This window comes from uncultured Ramlibacter sp., assembly GCF_936925435.1.
Classification (GTDB): Bacteria; Pseudomonadota; Gammaproteobacteria; order Burkholderiales; family Burkholderiaceae_C; genus Ramlibacter.
This window is the reverse complement of the sequence record NZ_CAKZHQ010000004.1, coordinates 1-17,630: the sequence shown is the minus strand read 5'-3', so window position 1 is coordinate 17,630 and position 17,630 is coordinate 1. Positions and strand designations below refer to the sequence as shown.

The following is a 17,630-nucleotide window of genomic DNA, read 5'->3' as shown; positions in this document are numbered from 1 at the left end:
TCATTGCTCCTTGCTTGTGGTCCAGTCTCAGAAGTCGACGGTGGCGCTGACGGTGAAGGTGCGCGGCGCGCCCACCACCAGGTAGCCGTTGCCGGGGTAGCCGCCGCTGGAGGCCCAGTAGTTGCGGTCGGCCAGGTTGTCCACGCGGCCGCGCAGCGTCAGCAGCTTGCCGTTGACATCGGTCAGGTAGCGCACGCCGGCATCGACGCGGGTCCAGCTGCCCACTTCCAGTGTGTTGGCGGCATTGGCGTAGCGCGAGCCGGTGTAGTTCAGGCGGCCGTCCACGGCCAGGCCCTTGGCGCCGGGGATGTCCCACTCGGCGCCCACGGTGGCTTGCAGGCGCGGCACGCCGATCACGCGCTTGCCGTCGGTGGTGGCCGAGCCGGTGGACTGCTGCGTGGCGTCCAGCCATGTGGCGCCGCCCAGCAGGCGCAGGCCGCGCGTGGGTTCGCCGAAGAAGTTCAGCTCCAGGCCGTCATGCCGGTCCTCGCCGCCGTCGGTGAACAGGCTGCTGGCGGTGAGCATTGAGCGCGGCTTGGTGGTGGAGAACAAGGCCAGGCCGCCACCGAAACGGCCGCCGTCGTACTTGGCGCCGATTTCCTTCTGCTTGGAGACGTAGGGCGCCAGCGATTCGCCGCGGTTGCTGGCCGCCAGCGGGGCGACGTCGCCCTTGGACAGGCCTTCGATGTAGTTGGCGTAGAGCGAGACTTCCTTGCTGGCCTTCCAGACGGCGCCGACCACCGGGCTGGTGCGGCTCTTGTCGTAGTCGTTGGTCACCGCCGAAGTGCCATAGGCGTAGTCCGTGACCTGCATGCTCTGGTGGCGCGCGCCCAGCGTGAGCAGCAAGCTGTCATTGACCAGGGCCAGGGTGTCGCCGATGGCGAAGCTGGTGAGCTTGGTGCGGCCCGTCAGGTTGGGCGCGGCCAGGTTGCCGCCGCGGAAGGCGCCGGCGGTAAAGCCCGGCAGGGGCGCGTAGACCGGGTTGTACAGGTTGGTGGCCTGGCGGTTGTTGAAGTCCCAGGCGTAGGCGTTCTTCTTCTCGAAATCGAAGCTGGAGGCCGAGACCACCCACTCGTGGCCCACCGAGCCGGTGCGCAGCTTGCCGCGCAGGCCGATCTCGCCCGTGCCCACGCTGTCTTCGCGGGTGTTGTCAAAGCGCGAGGTGGTGCCGGCACCGCTGCTGTCGACCAGGTCGAAGTTGGCCAGCGAGTTGGCTTCGTCGCTGCGGCGCCAGCCGTAGGCGGCCCAGCCGGTGACGCTGGAGTTGATGTCCCATTCGCCGCGCAGCGTGCCGAAGACGTCGCGCTCGTTGGAGTAGGACCAGGGCTGGGCGAAATTGCTGCTGGCGTCGGGCGGCGCCGGCACGAAGCTGACGCCGGCGCCCGGAGTGACGTTGGTGCGGGTGCGCTGGAGCTGGTTGTCCTGCCAGCCGATGTCGCCCGACAGGCGCACATCGCGGCTGCGCCAGTCCAGGCCGACCGAGGCCACGGCGGTGCGGGCCTTCTCGTCGTCCACGCCGGTGCCGTCGTCGTGGTAGCCGGCGTTGACGCGGATGCCGGTGGCGCCGTCCGGGCCGAAGCGGCGCGAAATATCGGCTGCCACGCTGCCCTGGCCGCCGCTGCCCGCGCCGACGCTCACGCGCGACAGCGGCTCGTTGCCGGCGCGTTTGGGCACCAGGTTGATGGTGCCGCCAATGCCGCCGCCGCCGGGCGTGGCGCCGGTCAGGAAGGCCGAGGCGCCGCGCAGCACTTCCACGCGCTCGAACAGCTCGGTGGCGATGTACTGGCGCGGCAGCAGGCTGTACAGGCCGTTGTAGGCCACGTCATCGGAGCTGAGGATGAAGCCGCGGATGAAATACGACTCCTGGAAGTTGCCAAAGCCGCGTGCCACACGCACCGACGGGTCATTGAGCAGCACGTCGCCGACGCTACGCGCCTGGCGGTCCTGGATGAAGTCGCTGGTGTAGCTGGTGATGGAGAACGGCGTGTCCATGTTGTCGCGCGTGCCCAGGATGCCGGCGCGGCCGCCGCGCGCGACCTGGCCGCCGGCATACGGCGCCGACAAGCCCTGGGCCGAGGCGTCGGCGCTGGCGTTCACCGTCACCGTCGACAGCGTCTTGCCATCGTTGGTGCCGGCTGCCTGGGCCGCGGTCTGGGCCTGGGTGGCTGGGAGGCTGAAAGCCAGTGCGGCGGCGATCGCCACGGGGGTGAGCTTGGTCATGGGTTTCTCAGGGTCAAAAGATCAGGGGGTCAGAAGGCGTAGCGCATGCTGGCCACGACGGTGCGCCGCGGGCCATAGAAGCAGTCGCCGCGCGCCAGGCAGGTGGTGATCTGCACCTTGTCGGCCAGGTTGTTGACGTTCAGGGCCAGGCGCATGGGGCCGCTGTCCCAGGCCGCCATTGCGTCCAGCAAGGTGGCCGAGGGCGTGCGCAACGCATCCAGGCCGTCCCAGCTGTCGCCGATATAGCGCACGCCGCCGCCCAGGGTCAGGCCGGCGCCGCCGTCCAGCGCCAGGCGGCGCATCAGCCAGGCCGAGGCATTGTTGGTGGGCACGCTGGCCAGGCGCTTGCCCAGGTCGGCGCTGTTGCTCTTGGAGACGCGGGCGTCGGTGTACGAATAGGCGCCCGTGCCGCTCCAGCCGGCGCCCAGGTCGTACTTGATCTCGATCTCGCCGCCCTTGGAGTGGACCTCGCCGATCTGCAGGCTGTTGAGCGGGTTGGTGGGGTCGGTGGTCTTGCGGTTGGCGTCGCGCATGTCGTACACCGCGGCCATCAGCGTGACGCGGCTGCCCACGGGCTCCCACTTCACGCCAGCTTCCCATTGCTTGCCGCGCTGCGGCTCGAAGGGTGTGCCGTAGAAGTTGACGCCGCCCAGCGGCAGGAAGGATTCGGCGTAGCTCAGGTAGGGCGCCCAGCCGTTGTCGGCCAGGTAGACCAGGCCGGCGCGCTTGGTGGTGGCCGAGTCGTTGACCGCTGCGGCCGGACGGCCGGCAGTGTCGGTGTCTGCGCTGTCGTGGCGCAGGCCCAGCAGGCCGATCCAGCGGCCAAACTTGATCTGGTCCTGGGCATAGAAGCCCAGCTGGCGCTGCACCACGGTGGGCTGGGGCGTGAACACCGTCGGCGCCGTGAAGTTGCCATAGACAGGCGCATACACGTCGATCGAGGGCGCCAGGCCGCGGAACAGGCTCTGGGTCTGCTCGTTGCGCTGGCCGTCCAGGCCCAGCAGCACGGTGTGCTCGAAGTCACCGGCCTTGAAGTGGCCCTCGGCCTGGTTGTCCAGCAGGCTCAGCTTGCTGCCATTGAGCTGCACGCCCTGGTCGCGCAACACGGTACGCTGGTCGGCGTTGAACACAGGCCGTGCCGGCCGGCCAGCGGCAGGCACCGCGGTGAAGCTGGTGTACATGGTGCGGTAGTCGACGTCCGCGTCCGAATGGCGGAAGTTCTGCCGCACCGTCCAGGTCTTGTCGACCTTGTGCGAGAACTGCCAGCCGAACGAGGCCTGCTCCGAGTTGAAGCGGTCCCATCCCGGCTCGCTGATGAAGGTGTTGGTCGGGATCTGGCCGTAGCGCGCCGGCTGCAGCGTGCCCTGCCAGGGGAAGAAGCCGATCATTGAGCCGCTCTTGTCCTTCTGGTACAGGGCCTGCAGGGTCAGCGAGGTGTCGGCCGTGGGCTGCCAGGTCAGCGAGGGCGCCAGCACCACACGGTCGTCCTGCACATGGTCGACCTGGGTGCCGCTGTCGCGGCCCACCGCCACCAGGCGGTAGAGCCACTTGCCTTCGGCGTCCAGCGGGCCGGTCAGGTCGGCGGCGATCTGCTTGCGGCTGTAGTTGCCAACCTGCACCTGGATCTCGCGCTGCGCCTCGGTTTGCGGCCGCTTGGTCACCATGTTGATCACACCGCCCACGCTGCCCTGGCCGTACAGGACGGAGGCGGGGCCGCGCAGCAGTTCCACCCGCTCGAGCGTGTAGACCTCGGGCTTGGTGGTGTTGTAGACGCCATAGGCGCGCTGCAGGCCGTCCAGGTATTGCACGGGGTCGGTGCCGCGGAACTTGAAGCCGTCGCCACGGCTGTCGAAGAAGCTGGTCGCCACGCCGGCGCTGTAGGCCGTGGTGTCGCGCAGGGTCTGCACGCCCTGGGCCTCCATCTGCTCCTTGGTCACGACCGAGATGGCCTGCGGCGTCTCGATCAGCGGTGTGTCGGTCTTGGTCGCGGTGGCCGAGCGCTTGGCGGTGAAACCGTGGACCGGGCCTGTGGCCGTCTCGCTGCCTGATGTCACCGTGACGGTGGGCAGGGTTTGCGCCCAGCAGGTCTGCATGGCGGCCAGCGCGAGCGGCGCCAGTGCCAGGCTCGCTATCGTTTTGCGAGCAATCCGCGCTTGTTGGACGGGGGCTGCAGGCCGATTTTTCTTTTCGATGGAAGGAGGACGCATGGTGCAGGCAAGTCAGGGTTGCTGGCTGGCTGCACCCGCAGGGGTGTGGCTCGCGAAGACGGCGATTGTAACAAGGGATGAGAATCATTCTCAACTCGGGGCGTAAAAAAGCCGGCGCAGGGCCGGCTTTTTGAGTGACGGGCGCGACAGGCGGCTTATTGGAGCTCGCCCATCTGGCTTTGCAGGTAGTTAGGCAGGCCGAGCTTGGCGATCAGGTCGATCTGGGTCTCCAGGAAGTCGATGTGTTCTTCCGTGTCCTCCAGGATGCCCTGCAGCAGGTCGCGCGAAACGTAGTCACGCACAGTCTCGCAGTGGGCGATGCCGTCCTTGATCGTGGCTTGCGCGCCGCGCTCGCTGCTCAGGTCGCAGGCCAGCAATTCCGGCACGTCCTCGCCGACCTGCAGCTTGGCCAGGTCCTGCAGGTTGGGCAGGCCGTCGAGCATGAAGATGCGGTCCATCAGCTGGTCGGCGTGCTTCATCTCGCCGATGGATTCGGCGTATTCCTTCTTGGCCAGCTTGTCCAGGCCCCAGTGCTTGAGCATGCGGTAGTGCAGGAAGTACTGGTTGATCGCGGTCAGCTCGTTCTTCAGCTGGGCCTGCAGGTGTTCGATGACTTTGGCGTCGCCTTGCATGGGACTGTTCCTGTTGTTGTTGATCGGGGGATTGTCCGGGAAAACCCCGTGCGCAGGGCCAAGACCACACGCAGCCGGTGTGGCTGCGTGTGATGTTGATTGCGGTTCGCGTTCAGGCCGCGACGGCTTGCGGCGCGGGGGTGCGGATCAGGTGGTCGAAGGCACCGAGCGCCGCCTTGGCCCCATCGCCGGCGGCGATGATGATCTGCTTGAACGGCACCGTCGTCGCGTCGCCGGCAGCGAACACGCCGGGCACCGAGGTCTGACCGCGCGCGTCGACGATGATCTCGCCGTGCTTGGACAGCTCCACCGTGCCCTTGAGCCAGTCCGTGTTGGGCACCAGGCCGATCTGCACGAACACGCCTTCCAGGTCGACCTTGTGGGTCTCGCCGGACGTGCGGTCCTTCCAGGCCAGGCCGTTGACCTTCTGGTCGCCGGTGATCTCGGTGGTCTGCGCGTTGGTCAGCACGGTCACGTTGGTCAGGCTGCGCAGCTTGCGCTGCAGCACCTCGTCGGCGCGCAGCTTGGTGTCGAACTCCACCAGCGTGACGTGGGCCACCAGGCCGGCCAGGTCGATCGCCGCTTCCACGCCGGAGTTGCCGCCGCCGATGACCGCCACGCGCTTGCCCTTGAACAGCGGGCCGTCGCAGTGCGGGCAATAGGCCACGCCCTTGTTCTTGAACTCCTGCTCGCCCGGCACATTGATGTTGCGCCAGCGCGCGCCGGTGGTGATGATCACCGAGCGGGCCTTGAGCGAGGCGCCGTTTTCCAGCTGGATCTCGATCAGCTCGCCGGGAACCAGGGCCTTGGCGCGCTGCAGGTTCATGATGTCCACGTCGTAGGTGCGCACGTGCTCTTCCAGAGCCAGGGCGAACTTCGGCCCCTCGGTCTCCTTGATCGAGATGAAGTTCTCGATGCCCAGGGTGTCGAGCACCTGGCCGCCGAAACGCTCGGAGGCCACGCCGGTGCGGATGCCCTTGCGCGCCGCGTACACAGCGGCCGCCGCGCCGGCCGGGCCGCCGCCGACCACCAGCACGTCGAAGGGCGCCTTGGCGGCGATTTTCTTGGCCTCTTTTTCCACGCCCGAGGTGTCGACCTTGGCCAGGATCTCCTCCAGGCTCATGCGGCCGTTGCCGAACATGGTGCCGTTGAGAAAGACCGTGGGCACGCCCATGATCTCTCGCTCCTTGATCTCGTCCTGGAAGATGCCGCCTTCGACCATGGTGGTCTTGATGCGCGGGTTCTGGATGGCCATCAGGTTCAGCGCCTGCACCACGTCCGGGCAGTTGTGGCAGGTCAGCGAAACATAGACCTCGAACTCGAAGTCGCCGTCGAGCGAGCGGATCTGCTCGAGCAGCGCTTCTTCCACCTTGGGCGGGTAGCCGCCGACCTGCAGCAGCGCCAGCACCAGGGAAGTGAATTCATGGCCCATGGGCAGGCCGGCAAAGCGCGGGCCATGGCTTTCGCCCGGGCGGTTGACCGAGAAGGAGGGCGTGCGGTGCGGGCCGCCGCGCGTCTCGCTGACCTTCATCAGCGGCGAGGCGTCGGCGATGTCCTGCAGCAGGGCGCGCATGTCGGCCGAGTCGGAGCTGTCATCCAGCGACGCAACGATTTCCACCGGCTGCGAGATGCGCTGCAGGTAGGCGCTGAGCTGGGCTTTGAGGTTGGTGTCGAGCATGGTGAACTCCTTGGATGCGTATTTCGGAAACAAAAAGGGCCCGGTGCGAAGCCGCGCCGGGCCCTTGGCGCGATTGGTGTGCGCTTAGATCTTGCCGACCAGGTCCAGCGACGGAGCGATGGTCTTGGCGCCTTCGTTCCACTTGGCGGGGCAGACTTCGCCGGGGTGGGCGGCGGTGTACTGGGCAGCCTTGAGCTTGCGCAGGGTTTCCTTGACGTCACGGGCGATCTCGTTGGAGTGCACCTCGGCCGTCTTGATCGTGCCTTGCGGGTTGATGATGAAGGTGCCGCGCAGCGCCAGGCCTTCTTCGGGGATGTGCACGCCGAAGGCATTGGTCAGCGTGTGGGTCGGGTCGCCCACCAGCGGGAACTTGGCCTTGCCGACGGCCGGCGAGGTTTCGTGCCAGACCTTGTGCGAGAAGTGCGTGTCGGTGGTGACGATGTAGACCTCGGCGCCCATCTTCTGGAACTCGGGGTAGTTGTCGGCAGCGTCTTCGACTTCGGTCGGGCAGTTGAAGGTGAAGGCGGCCGGCATGAAGATCAGCACGGACCACTTGCCCTTGAGCGTCTCGTCGCTCACCGTGACGAACTTGCCGTTGTGGAAGGCTTCGGTCTTGAACGGCTGGACTTGGGTGTTGATCAGGGACATCAGGGTTTCCTCGATTGAAGTTGATTGAAAGTTTGTCGGGACAGGGATAGCGTAACGGCGGCAGACCGATTAAGCCAATGAATAGACCTAATGCAGTCTATTTGTAAAGGCTATCGCTCCTCAGTACTCCAGCCGCTCGGGCCGGATCTCCTGCAAGATGGTGGTGGCGATCTCCTCGATCGACTTGGTGGTGGTGCTGAGCCAGCGAATGCCGGCACGGCGCATCATGGACTCGGCCTCGGCCACCTCCATCCGGCAATTCTCCAGCGCGGCATAGCGCGAGTTGGGCCGCCGCTCGTTGCGGATCTCGGCCAGCCGCTCGGGCTGGATGCTCAGGCCGAAGGTCTTCTTGCGATGCGCCACCAGGGCCGGCGGCAGTTGCTGGCGCTCGAAGTCTTCCGGGATCAACGGGTAGTTGGCTGCCTTGAGCCCGTACTGCATCGCCAGATACAGCGATGTCGGGGTCTTGCCGCTGCGGCTGACGCCCACCAGGATGATGTCGGCACCCTCCAGATCGCGGTGGCTCTGGCCGTCGTCATGGGCCAGGCTGAAATTGATGGCCTCGATGCGGTCGTTGTATTCCTTGCTCTTGCTGATGTCGGCAAAGCGGCCCACGCGGTGGTTGGACTTCATGCCCAGCTCGATCTCCAGCGGCCGCACGAAGGTGCCGAACATGTCCAGCAGCATGCCCTTGCAGCCTTCCTCGATGACCTCCAGGATCTCGGTGTTGACCAGGGTGGTGAAGACAATGGGCTTGCGGCCCTCGATCTCGGCAGTGTGGTTGACCTGGCGCACCACCTGGTGGGCCTTGTCCACGCTGTCGATGAAGGGCAGGCGCACGTGGCGCGGCTTGAATTCGAACTGGGCCAGGATGGCGTTGCCGAAGGTTTCGGCCGTGATGCCAGTGCCGTCGGAGATAAAGAACACGGTGCGTGTGGGCATGGGCGGACCTGTCATTGTTTCAGTTTGCTGCAAGCCCGCGCGGGAAGCGCGCCGCCTACAATGGCCGCAATTATCGATTCCCTTCGCATGCAACGCCCCGGCCCACAAGCACAACACCAAAGCCAGGCGGCAAGCCATGCGACGCCGCTCCTGTCCAGGAGCGCAGATCCGGTTTCAACTTCTGGAGCTTTCCCATGTCTGCACTTTTCAACGCGACCGCCTTGGTCGTACCGTTTGAAAACCTGAGAATGAGCGATGTCGAGGCGGTCGGCGGCAAGAACGCCAGCCTCGGCGAGATGATTTCGCAGCTGCCCCAGGGTGTGCGCGTGCCCACGGGCTTTGCCACCACCGCCCACGGTTTCCGCCAGTTCCTCGCCCACGCCGGCTTGACCGAGCGGATCAACGCCCGCCTGACCACGCTGGACACCGACGATGTGCGGGCCCTGGCCGCTGCCGGCGCCGAGATCCGCGGTTGGGTCGAGGCCCAGCCCTTTCCGGCCGATTTGGAGCAGGCCATCCGCGAGGCTTTTGCCACGCTGAGCGCGGGCAATGCCGCCGCCAGCTTCGCCGTGCGTTCTTCCGCCACGGCCGAAGACCTGCCCGACGCCTCGTTTGCCGGGCAGCAGGAAACCTTCCTCAACGTGGTGGGTATCGAGGACGTGTTGCACAAGATGAAGGAGGTCTTCGCCTCCCTCTACAACGACCGCGCCATCAGCTACCGCGTGCACAAGGGCTTTGCCCACGCCGACGTCGCCCTGTCAGCCGGCGTGCAGCGCATGGTGCGCTCCGACCTGGGCGCCGCCGGCGTCATGTTCACCATCGACACCGAATCGGGCTTCGACCAAGTGGTGTTCATCACCTCCAGCTACGGCCTGGGCGAGACGGTGGTGCAGGGCGCCGTGAACCCGGACGAGTTCTATGTTCACAAGCCCATGCTGGCCGCCGGCAAGCGCGCCGTCATCCGCCGCAACCTGGGCTCCAAGCTGCTGCAGATGGTGTTTGCCACGCCGGAAGAGAAGAAGGCTGCCGGCAAGCTGGTCAAGACCATTGATGTGCCGCTGGAGCAGCGCAACCGCTATTCGCTCACAGATACCGAGGTCGAGCAGCTGGCTGCCTACGCCCTGGTGATCGAGAAGCACTACGGCCGCGCCATGGACATCGAGTGGGGTAAGGACGGTCAGGACGGCCAGATTTACATCCTGCAGGCCCGTCCCGAGACGGTCAAGAGCCAGCAAAAGGGCAAGGCCGAACTGCGCTACAAGCTCAAGGGCCGCGGCAACGTGCTGGCCGAGGGCAGGGCCATCGGCCAGAAGGTGGGCACGGGGCCGGTGCGCCTGGTGCACAGCATCGCCGAGATGGACAAGGTGCAGGCCGGCGACATCCTGGTGACCGACATGACCGACCCTAATTGGGAGCCGGTGATGAAGCGCGCCAGCGCCATCGTCACCAACCGCGGCGGGCGCACCTGCCACGCCGCCATCATCGCGCGCGAACTGGGCATCCCGGCAGTGGTTGGCTGCGGCGACGCCACCGATCTGCTCAAGGACGGCACCCTGGTGACGGTTAGCTGCGCCGAGGGCGACACGGGCTTCATCTACGACGGCCTGCTGGAGACCGAGGTCAGCGAGGTGGTGCGCGGCGACATGCCCGAGATCAAGGTCAAGATGACCATGAACGTGGGCAACCCGCAACTGGCCTTCGACTTCTGCCAGCTGCCCAACCACGGCGTGGGCCTGGCACGGCTGGAATTCATCATCAACAACAACATCGGTGTCCATCCCAAGGCCATCCTGGACTACCCGAGCGTGGACGCCGACCTGAAAAAGGCGGTGGAATCGGTGGCCCGCGGCCATGCCTCGCCGCGCGCCTTCTACGTCGACAAGGTGGCCGAGGGTGTGGCCACCATCGCCGCCGCCTTCTGGCCCAAGCCGGTGATCGTGCGTCTGTCGGACTTCAAGTCCAACGAGTACCGCAAGCTGATCGGCGGCTCGCGCTACGAGCCGGAGGAAGAAAACCCGATGCTGGGCTTTCGCGGCGCGGCGCGCTACGTCAGCGCCGAGTTCCGCGAGGCTTTCGCCATGGAGTGCGAGGCGCTGCTGCGCGTGCGCCAGGACATGGGACTGACCAACGTGGAGGTGATGGTGCCCTTCGTGCGCACCCTGGGCCAGGCGGCCAAGGTCACCGAGCTGCTGGCCGAGCAGGGCCTCAAGCGCGGCCAGGACGGCCTGCGCATCGTCATGATGTGCGAGGTGCCGAGCAACGCCATCCTGGCCGACGAGTTCCTGGAATTCTTCGACGGTTTCTCGATCGGCTCGAACGACCTGACCCAGCTGACGCTGGGCCTGGACCGCGATTCCGGCCTGGAACTGCTGGCGGCTGACTTCGACGAGCGCGACCCGGCCGTCAAGGCCATGCTGTCGCGTGCCATCCAGGCCTGCCTCAAGCAGAACAAGTACGTGGGCATCTGCGGCCAGGGCCCCAGCGACCACCCGGACTTCGCCCAGTGGCTGGCCGACGAGGGCATCACCTCGATGTCACTCAACCCGGACAGCGTGATCGCCACCTGGAAGCAGCTGGCTGGCCAGTAGGCGCGCGGACTCTAGCAAATACCTAGGGCCTGCGCCGGCCCTGGGTGCGATGATCGCCTCCCATGGCTGATTCGCAGGCTCAGGAACGACACGATCCCCGCGTCCTCGCACTCAAGGCAAGCCTGCTTGCCGTCTGGGTGCTGGTGACCTTCGTGGCGTGCTTTTTCGCCCGCGACCTCGACTTCATGGTTGGCCAGTGGCCCTTCGGTTATTGGGTGGCGGCGCAGGGCGCCGTGCTGGCCTTCATCGCCATCGTCGCGGTCTACGCCTGGGCCATGGCCCGCCTGGAGCCCGAACCTCCGGCGGCGCCCAAGGGTGCGACCGATGCCTGAGGCAGCGCCCTACGCTGCCTACAAGCGGCGCCTGCACCGCGCACTTGCATGCTTTGTCGCGGGCTTCCTGGCCTTTCTGCTGCTCATGGCCTGGGCCGAGCAGCAGGGCTTGTCGCGCTTCTGGCTGGGGCCGATCTTCCTGTTTTCCACCGTGATGATGTACGCGGCCATCGGCATCTACGGCCGCACCACCGACCCGGAGGAGTACTACGTTGCGGGCCGCCGCATCCCGCCCATGTACAACGGGATGGCGACCGCCGCCGACTGGATGAGCGCGGCCTCCTTCATCAGCCTGGCAGGCGGCCTGTACCTGCAGGGCTTCGGCGGCACCGAGACCCAGGCCGGCGGCCTGGCCTATGTGCTGGGCTGGACGGGAGGCTTTTGCCTTGTGGCGCTGCTGATCGCACCGCATCTGCGCAAGCTCAATATCTATACCGTGCCGGACTACTTCGGCCTGCGCTTCGGCGGGCGCTGGCCGCGGGTGATCGCCGCCATCGCAGCCGCACTGTGCTCCTTCACCTATGTGGTGGCGCAGATCTACGGCATCGGGCTGATCGCGTCGCGGCTGACCGGGGTGCAGTTCGAGATCGGCATCCTGCTGGGACTGGGCGGCGTCCTGCTGTGCTCTTTCCTGGGCGGCATGAAAGCGATCACCTGGACCCAGGTGGCCCAGTACATCATCTTGCTGCTGGCCTTCCTGATCCCGGTGTCCTGGTTGGCGTACAAGCAACTGGGCAACCCCCTGGCCCCGCTGGTCTACGGCAAGCAGATCCAGAAGATCACCGAGCTGGAAAAAAAGCTGCTCACTGACCCGCGCGAGATCGAAGTACGGGCCGTGTTTGCCCGGCGCGCCAGCGAGTACCAGGCCCGGCTGCAGGACATCGAAGGCGCCTTGCAGCGCGAACGCTCGGCGGCCCAGGAGCGCGTGCGCAAGCTCAAGGCCCAGGGCGCGGATTCGGCCTTGATCGTGCAGGCCAACCGCGAACTGGCGGCGCTGCCCCGGAACGTTGCCGGCGCGCGCGAGCTGTGGACACGTGCCGTGCTGGAGAGCCAGGAGCGCTCCGGTCCGCTGGGCGGCTTGCCGCCGCATGCGCGGCCCTTTGCCGGCGACCCGGACGGCACACTGGCCGAGCGCGCCGCCTTCAGCAACTCGCGGCTGAACTTCCTGGCGCTGATGTTCTGTTTGATGCTGGGGACAGCCGGCCTGCCGCACCTGCTGACGCGTTACTACACCACGCCCACGGTGAGGGAGGCGCGCTCCTCGGTGGCCTGGTCGATCTTCTTCATCGCCCTGGTCTACATCAGCGTACCGGCGCTGGCCGTGCTGGTGAAGTTCGAGGTCATGAACAACCTGGTGGGCAGCAGCTTCGACGCGCTGCCAGCCTGGATCGGCCAGTGGGCCAAGGTCGACGCTTCGCTGATCTCGGTGGCCGACGTCAATGGCGACCGCATCCTGCAATGGGGCGAAATCCGTCTGGGCGCCGACATGATCATGCTGGCCACCCCTGAACTGGGCGGCTTGCCTTACGTGGTGTCGGGCCTGGTGGCTGCCGGTGGGCTGGCGGCGGCGCTGTCCACGGCCGACGGCCTGCTCCTGACCATCAGCAATGCCGTGGTGCGCGATGTCTATTGCCACGAGATCAATCGGGATGTGACCCCGGAACAACGGGTGATTCTGTCGAAATTCACGCTGCTGGCTGTTGCGCTGGTGGCGGCGGCCGTGGCCTCGCTCAAGCCGGCGGAAATCCTGCCACTGGTGTCGGCTTCGTTCTCGCTGGCGGCCTCGGCCTTTGTGCCGGTGATGGTGCTGGGCATCTTCTGGCCGGGCACCACGCGCTCTGGGGCGGTGGCCGGCATGCTGTGCGGCCTGGGCATCACTGTTTACTACATGGCGGTCAACGCTCCTTCGGTGCGCGCGCTGGCCGGGCTCGCCCCCGTCCACCAACTGTGGTTTGGCATCCAGCCGATTTCCGCTGGCGTGTTTGGGGTGCCTGTTGGATTGGTGGTGGCCGTGGCCGTGAGCTTGCTGACGCAGCTGGCGCCCCGGCGCCAGGCAAGCGGCAAGCGCTGAAACCCCTGGGGTGCACTGGGGATTTCCGGCAGATTTGCCGTATGGATAAACCCCAATTCAAATGGTGGGGCGCACATGTCAATCTCAACGCACAAGAAGAGGGGTAGGAAAGCGGCACACAAGCCTGAAAGGCTCAAATGATTGTGATCAAGACGGAAGATGGCCAGCGCGTCATGAAGGACAGGTCGGTCGCGCTGACGCCTAGACAACGTTCGGCGCTGATCCTGGTGGACGGAAAGAGGACATTGCAGCAATTGGTGGCAGATACGGCGGCCGCCGGTTGCACCAGGGAGGACCTGGACAAGCTGTTTGAGCTGGGCCTGATCGCCGATGGGGCGCCCCGGGCAGCCGCCACGCAGGCCGCCGTGGTCGCCGAGGCGGCGCGCCAGCACAGTGGCCGCTCCCCCAAGGAACGTTACGCCGAAGCCTATCCCCTTGCCACACAGATCACGGCAGCCCTGGGCCTGCGGGGTTTTCGCCTCAACCTGGCAGTGGAAGGCGCGGGCAACTACGAGGAGCTTCTTCAGGTGGCGCCCAAGATTCTGGAAGCCGTCGGCTCCGAGAAATATGCCCCCCTGAAGCGCGCCCTGAACGATTGACGGCCTCGGCCCGGCGATCCGGGCTATAATCATGGGCTTTCCCTTGCCGTACCGCTACCGACGCAGCGGGCGGCTGCATCCCGCCACGGCACCGCCGCGGCTTATCCACAAGGAGAATCCATGCGTCATTACGAAATCATCTTGCTGATCCATCCGGACCAGAGCGAACAGGTTCCTGCCATGCTGGAACGCTACAAGGGCATGATCACCGCCGGCGGTGGCAAAGTGCACCGCGTGGAAGACTGGGGCCGCCGCCAGCTGGCCTATCAGATCAACAAGCTGGGCAAGGCCCACTACCTGTGCGTGAACATCGAAGCCGACCAGGCCGTGATGGCTGAACTCGAGCACGCCTTCCGCTTCAACGACGCCGTGCTGCGCCACCTCACCGTGGTCAAGAAGAAGGCCGACACCGGCCCGTCGTCGATGATGAAGACCGTCGAGCGCGAAGAAGCGCGCAAGGCCCAGCAGGCAGAGTACCAGTCGTAAGGCGGTAGCCGCCGGGAGTGAACCAGGTCGTCCTGACCGCCTGTATCGCCGAGGCCAGCGCCTTGCGGTACACGCCAGCCGGATTGCCCGCCCTGGACCTCAGGCTCGAACACGAGTCCGAGGTGACCGAGGCGGGGCACAAGCGGCAGGTGAAAGTGGCAGTGAAGGCGGTGGCCTTTGGCGCGTTGGCCGAGTCTCTCGGCAAGCAGGCCATCGGCAGCCCCTGGCGGTTCACAGGTTTCCTGGCGACGCCCCGCAACGGCAAGTACCCCGTGCTCCACGTTCAACAGTTTCAGCAAGATTAATTCTCAAGAGGTCCCAACATGGCCACGTTCAAGAAATTCAACAAGGACAAGCGTCCGAAGCGCAACACCCAGTCGCTGCTGTTCAAGCGCAAGCGCTTCTGCCGCTTCACCGTCGCCGGCGTCGAAGAAATCGACTACAAGGATGTAGACACCCTGCGTGACTTCATCGCCGAAAACGGCAAGATCATCCCGGCTCGCCTGACCGGCACCCGCGCGATCTACCAGCGCCAGCTCAACACCGCCATCAAGCGCGCGCGCTTCCTGGCCCTGGTCCCGTACAGCGACCAGCACCGCATCTAAGGAGCGAAGAACATGCAAGTCATTCTTCTGGACAAGGTCATCAACGTTGGCGCTCTCGGTGAGATCGTCAAGGTCAAAGACGGCTATGCCCGCAACTTCCTGATCCCGCAAAAGCTCGCCCGCCGCGCCACCGAAGCCAACAAGGCCGAGTTCGAAGCCAAGCGCGCCGAACTCGAAAAGGCTGCGGCCGCCAAGCTGGTCGAAATGCAAGCCCAGGGCGAAAAGCTGGCTGGCACCACCGTCAAGCTGACCCAGAAGGCCGGCGTGGACGGTCGTCTGTTCGGCTCGGTCACCAACTCTGACATCGCCGAAGAGCTGGGCAAGCAGGGCTACAAGGTCGCCAAGGCCCAGGTCCGCATGCCCAATGGCCCGATCAAGGTCGTTGGCGACAGCCCGGTTAGCGTGCAACTGCACACCGACGTGGTCGTCGACATCAACGTCACGGTGTACGGCGAAACGGCCTGATCCGCTACGCTCCAACACGAAGCAAGGCTGCTGCGCAGCCTTGCACTTGTGGAAGCCGCCTTCGGGCGGCTTTTTCTTTCTGGGCGTGCGCCGGAGTCACTGTCCAATAGCCGTCCATCAGGAGGAGATGGCGGCGCCTCGTGTGTGCCGGCGCTGTGCTCAGTGGTGGCAGCTTCGCTCTGTCCTGATCCACAGGTTCCCGGCCTCTGCCCACTGGGAAATCACCTCTTATCCACAGCCTTATCCCGTGACGGCTCCGCTGGCCCGGCGTAGCATTCCCCGGTCCTCCCTGAAAGCACTATGTCCGCTGTCTTTTCCACCATCGACGACGATTTTTCCCGCGACCACCAGATCGCCCAGTTACGCGTGCCGCCGCACTCCGTCGAGGCGGAGTCCAGCGTGCTCGGTGGCCTGTTGCTGGACAACGGTGCCTGGGACCGGGTCGGTGATCTGCTGACGGACGGTGACTTTTACCGCTATGAGCACAAGCTGATCTATGGCTCCATCGGCGGCCTGATCAACGGGTCCAAGCCGGCCGACGTGATCACCGTTTTCGAGCAACTGCAGGGCCTGGGCAAGGCTGACGAGATCGGTGGCCTGGCCTACCTGAACTCGCTGGCCCAGTACGTGCCCAGCGCGGCCAACATCCGGCGCTACGCCGAGATCGTGCGCGAGCGCTCCATCTTGCGCAAGCTGGTCTCCGCCGCCGACGAGATCGCCACCGCCGCCTTCAACACACAGGGCAAGGCGGTCGACAAGATCCTGGACGAGGCCGAACAGAAGATCTTCAACATCGGCGAGGAAGGCTCGCGGATGAAGCAGGGCTTCCAGGGCATGGATTCCCTGGTGGTGGAACTGCTGGACCGGGTCCAGGAGATGGCCGACAACCCGAACGACATCACGGGCGTGCCCACGGGTTTTTACGACCTGGACCGCATGACCTCGGGCTTCCAGGCCGGTGACATGATCGTGCTGGCGGCGCGGCCCTCCATGGGCAAGACCGCGCTGGCCATCAACATCGCCGAACACGTGGCGCTGAACGAGGAGCTGCCGGTCGCGGTGTTCTCCATGGAAATGGGCGCCTCCCAGCTGGCGGTGCGTATCGTCGGCTCGATCGGCCGCATCGACCAGAGCCACCTGCGCACCGGCAAGCTGACGGACGACGAATGGCCGCGCCTGACCGAGGCGATCGAGAAGCTGCGCAACGTCTCGCTGCACATCGACGAGACGCCCGGCCTCACCGTGAGCGAGCTGCGCGCCAACTCGCGCCGGCTGGCGCGCCAGTGCGGCGGCAAGCTGGGCCTGATCGTGGTCGACTACCTGCAGTTGATGAGCGTTTCCGGAGGCATGGCCGATGAGAACCGCGCCACCGCCGTTGGCGAGATCTCGCGCGGTCTGAAGATGCTGGCCAAGGAGCTTGGCTGCCCGGTGATCGCGCTGTCGCAGCTGTCGCGCGGCGTCGAGGCGCGCACAGACAAGCGCCCCATGATGAGCGACCTGCGCGAGTCGGGCGCGATCGAGCAGGACGCCGACGTCATCATGTTCATCTACCGCGACGACTATTACAACAAGGACTCCAAGGAGCCGGGCGTCGCCGAGGTCATCATCAGCAAGCAGCGTAACGGCCCCACCGGGACCGTCAAGTTGGCCTTCCTGAAGCCGATCACGAAGTTCGAGAGCCTCGCGGGCGGCGGAGGCGGGTCGGACTTCTAGCAGCGCAGTGCAAATACCGTCTAACAGGACGGGGAGGCGTTCCTCGTCCTGTTAGACGGTATTGGACTTTGAACGCCCTGGGTCCCCGCCTGCGCGGGGATGACGACTACAGCACCTCGCTGGCGAAGTCTGCCAGCCGCGAGCGCTCGCCGCGGGCCAGGGTGATGTGGCCGCTGTGCGGCCAGCCCTTGAACTTGTCGACGGCGAAGGTCAGGCCCGAGGAGCCTTCGGTCAGGTAGGGCGTGTCGATCTGCGCCAGATTGCCCATGCAGATGATCTTGGTGCCAGGGCCGGCCCGGGTGATCAGGGTCTTCATCTGCTTGGGCGTGAGGTTCTGCGCCTCGTCGATGATGACGTACTTGTTCAGGAAGGTGCGGCCGCGCATGAAGTTCATGCTTTTGATCTTGATGCGGCTGCGGATCAGCTCATTGGTGGCCGCGCGGC

General features: G+C 65.8%; 16 protein-coding genes. 9 read left to right on the top strand and 7 right to left on the bottom strand.

The window, feature by feature from the left end; genetic code table 11:
- Positions 1-27: 27 nt before the first annotated feature.
- The 6 genes from Q0632_RS03655 to Q0632_RS03630 form a co-directional block, all read right to left on the bottom strand.
- Positions 28-2,220: a TonB-dependent receptor gene (locus tag Q0632_RS03655; protein WP_298924474.1), complete on the bottom strand. Its 2,193-nt coding sequence runs from the start codon at positions 2,218-2,220 to the stop codon at positions 28-30.
- Between the two features lie 29 nt (positions 2,221-2,249).
- The gene (locus Q0632_RS03650) at positions 2,250-4,313 is read right to left on the bottom strand and encodes a TonB-dependent siderophore receptor (protein WP_298924472.1); all 2,064 of its coding nucleotides are present in this window, start codon (positions 4,311-4,313) and stop codon (positions 2,250-2,252) included.
- Positions 4,314-4,582: 269 nt separating this feature from the next.
- Entirely contained in the window at positions 4,583-5,059 is a 477-nt protein-coding gene (bfr, locus tag Q0632_RS03645; RefSeq protein WP_298924470.1) for a bacterioferritin, read from the bottom strand.
- A 112-nt stretch (positions 5,060-5,171) separates the two neighbouring features.
- Complete coding sequence (gene ahpF, locus Q0632_RS03640; RefSeq protein ID WP_298924468.1) at positions 5,172-6,737, bottom strand: alkyl hydroperoxide reductase subunit F; 1,566 nt, start codon at positions 6,735-6,737, stop codon at positions 5,172-5,174.
- 84 nt (positions 6,738-6,821) lie between these two features.
- On the bottom strand, positions 6,822-7,385 hold the full coding sequence (gene ahpC, locus Q0632_RS03635) for an alkyl hydroperoxide reductase subunit C (protein ID WP_298924466.1): 564 nt from the start codon (positions 7,383-7,385) through the stop codon (positions 6,822-6,824).
- Between the two features lie 120 nt (positions 7,386-7,505).
- Complete coding sequence (locus Q0632_RS03630) at positions 7,506-8,327, bottom strand: pyruvate, water dikinase regulatory protein (RefSeq protein WP_298924464.1); 822 nt, start codon at positions 8,325-8,327, stop codon at positions 7,506-7,508.
- A gap of 194 nt (positions 8,328-8,521) precedes the next feature.
- On the opposite strand from Q0632_RS03630, the gene ppsA reads away from it, so the two are divergent.
- From ppsA to dnaB, 9 genes are all read left to right on the top strand, one after another.
- Positions 8,522-10,915, top strand: coding sequence for a phosphoenolpyruvate synthase (gene ppsA, locus Q0632_RS03625; RefSeq protein ID WP_298924461.1), 2,394 nt, complete (start codon positions 8,522-8,524; stop codon positions 10,913-10,915).
- 62 nt (positions 10,916-10,977) lie between these two features.
- Positions 10,978-11,247, top strand: a complete 270-nt coding sequence (locus Q0632_RS03620; protein ID WP_298924459.1) for a DUF4212 domain-containing protein — start codon at positions 10,978-10,980, stop codon at positions 11,245-11,247.
- A complete protein-coding gene (locus tag Q0632_RS03615) occupies positions 11,240-13,318 on the top strand; it encodes a VC_2705 family sodium/solute symporter (protein ID WP_298924457.1) in 2,079 nt (692 codons plus the stop codon). Before Q0632_RS03620 ends, Q0632_RS03615 begins: the two co-directional genes overlap by 8 nt.
- A 137-nt stretch (positions 13,319-13,455) precedes the next feature.
- Entirely contained in the window at positions 13,456-13,917 is a 462-nt protein-coding gene (locus Q0632_RS03610; RefSeq protein WP_298924455.1) for a hypothetical protein, read from the top strand.
- A 120-nt stretch (positions 13,918-14,037) separates the two neighbouring features.
- Positions 14,038-14,403: a 30S ribosomal protein S6 gene (gene rpsF, locus Q0632_RS03605; protein WP_298924453.1), complete on the top strand. Its 366-nt coding sequence runs from the start codon at positions 14,038-14,040 to the stop codon at positions 14,401-14,403.
- A gap of 17 nt (positions 14,404-14,420) precedes the next feature.
- Positions 14,421-14,708 (top strand): primosomal replication protein N, encoded by a 288-nt coding sequence (gene priB / locus Q0632_RS03600; RefSeq protein WP_298924451.1) that lies wholly within the window; start codon positions 14,421-14,423, stop codon positions 14,706-14,708.
- 18 nt (positions 14,709-14,726) lie between these two features.
- On the top strand, positions 14,727-15,008 hold the full coding sequence (gene rpsR / locus Q0632_RS03595; RefSeq protein ID WP_048438842.1) for a 30S ribosomal protein S18: 282 nt from the start codon (positions 14,727-14,729) through the stop codon (positions 15,006-15,008).
- A 12-nt stretch (positions 15,009-15,020) separates the two neighbouring features.
- Positions 15,021-15,473 (top strand): 50S ribosomal protein L9, encoded by a 453-nt coding sequence (rplI, locus tag Q0632_RS03590; protein WP_298924444.1) that lies wholly within the window; start codon positions 15,021-15,023, stop codon positions 15,471-15,473.
- A 300-nt stretch (positions 15,474-15,773) separates the two neighbouring features.
- Complete coding sequence (dnaB, locus tag Q0632_RS03585) at positions 15,774-17,186, top strand: replicative DNA helicase (protein WP_298924442.1); 1,413 nt, start codon at positions 15,774-15,776, stop codon at positions 17,184-17,186.
- A gap of 106 nt (positions 17,187-17,292) precedes the next feature.
- Here dnaB and Q0632_RS03580 read toward each other — a convergent pair.
- The coding region (locus Q0632_RS03580) for a PhoH family protein (protein WP_298924440.1) at positions 17,293-17,630 on the bottom strand (338 nt) is incomplete at its 5' end.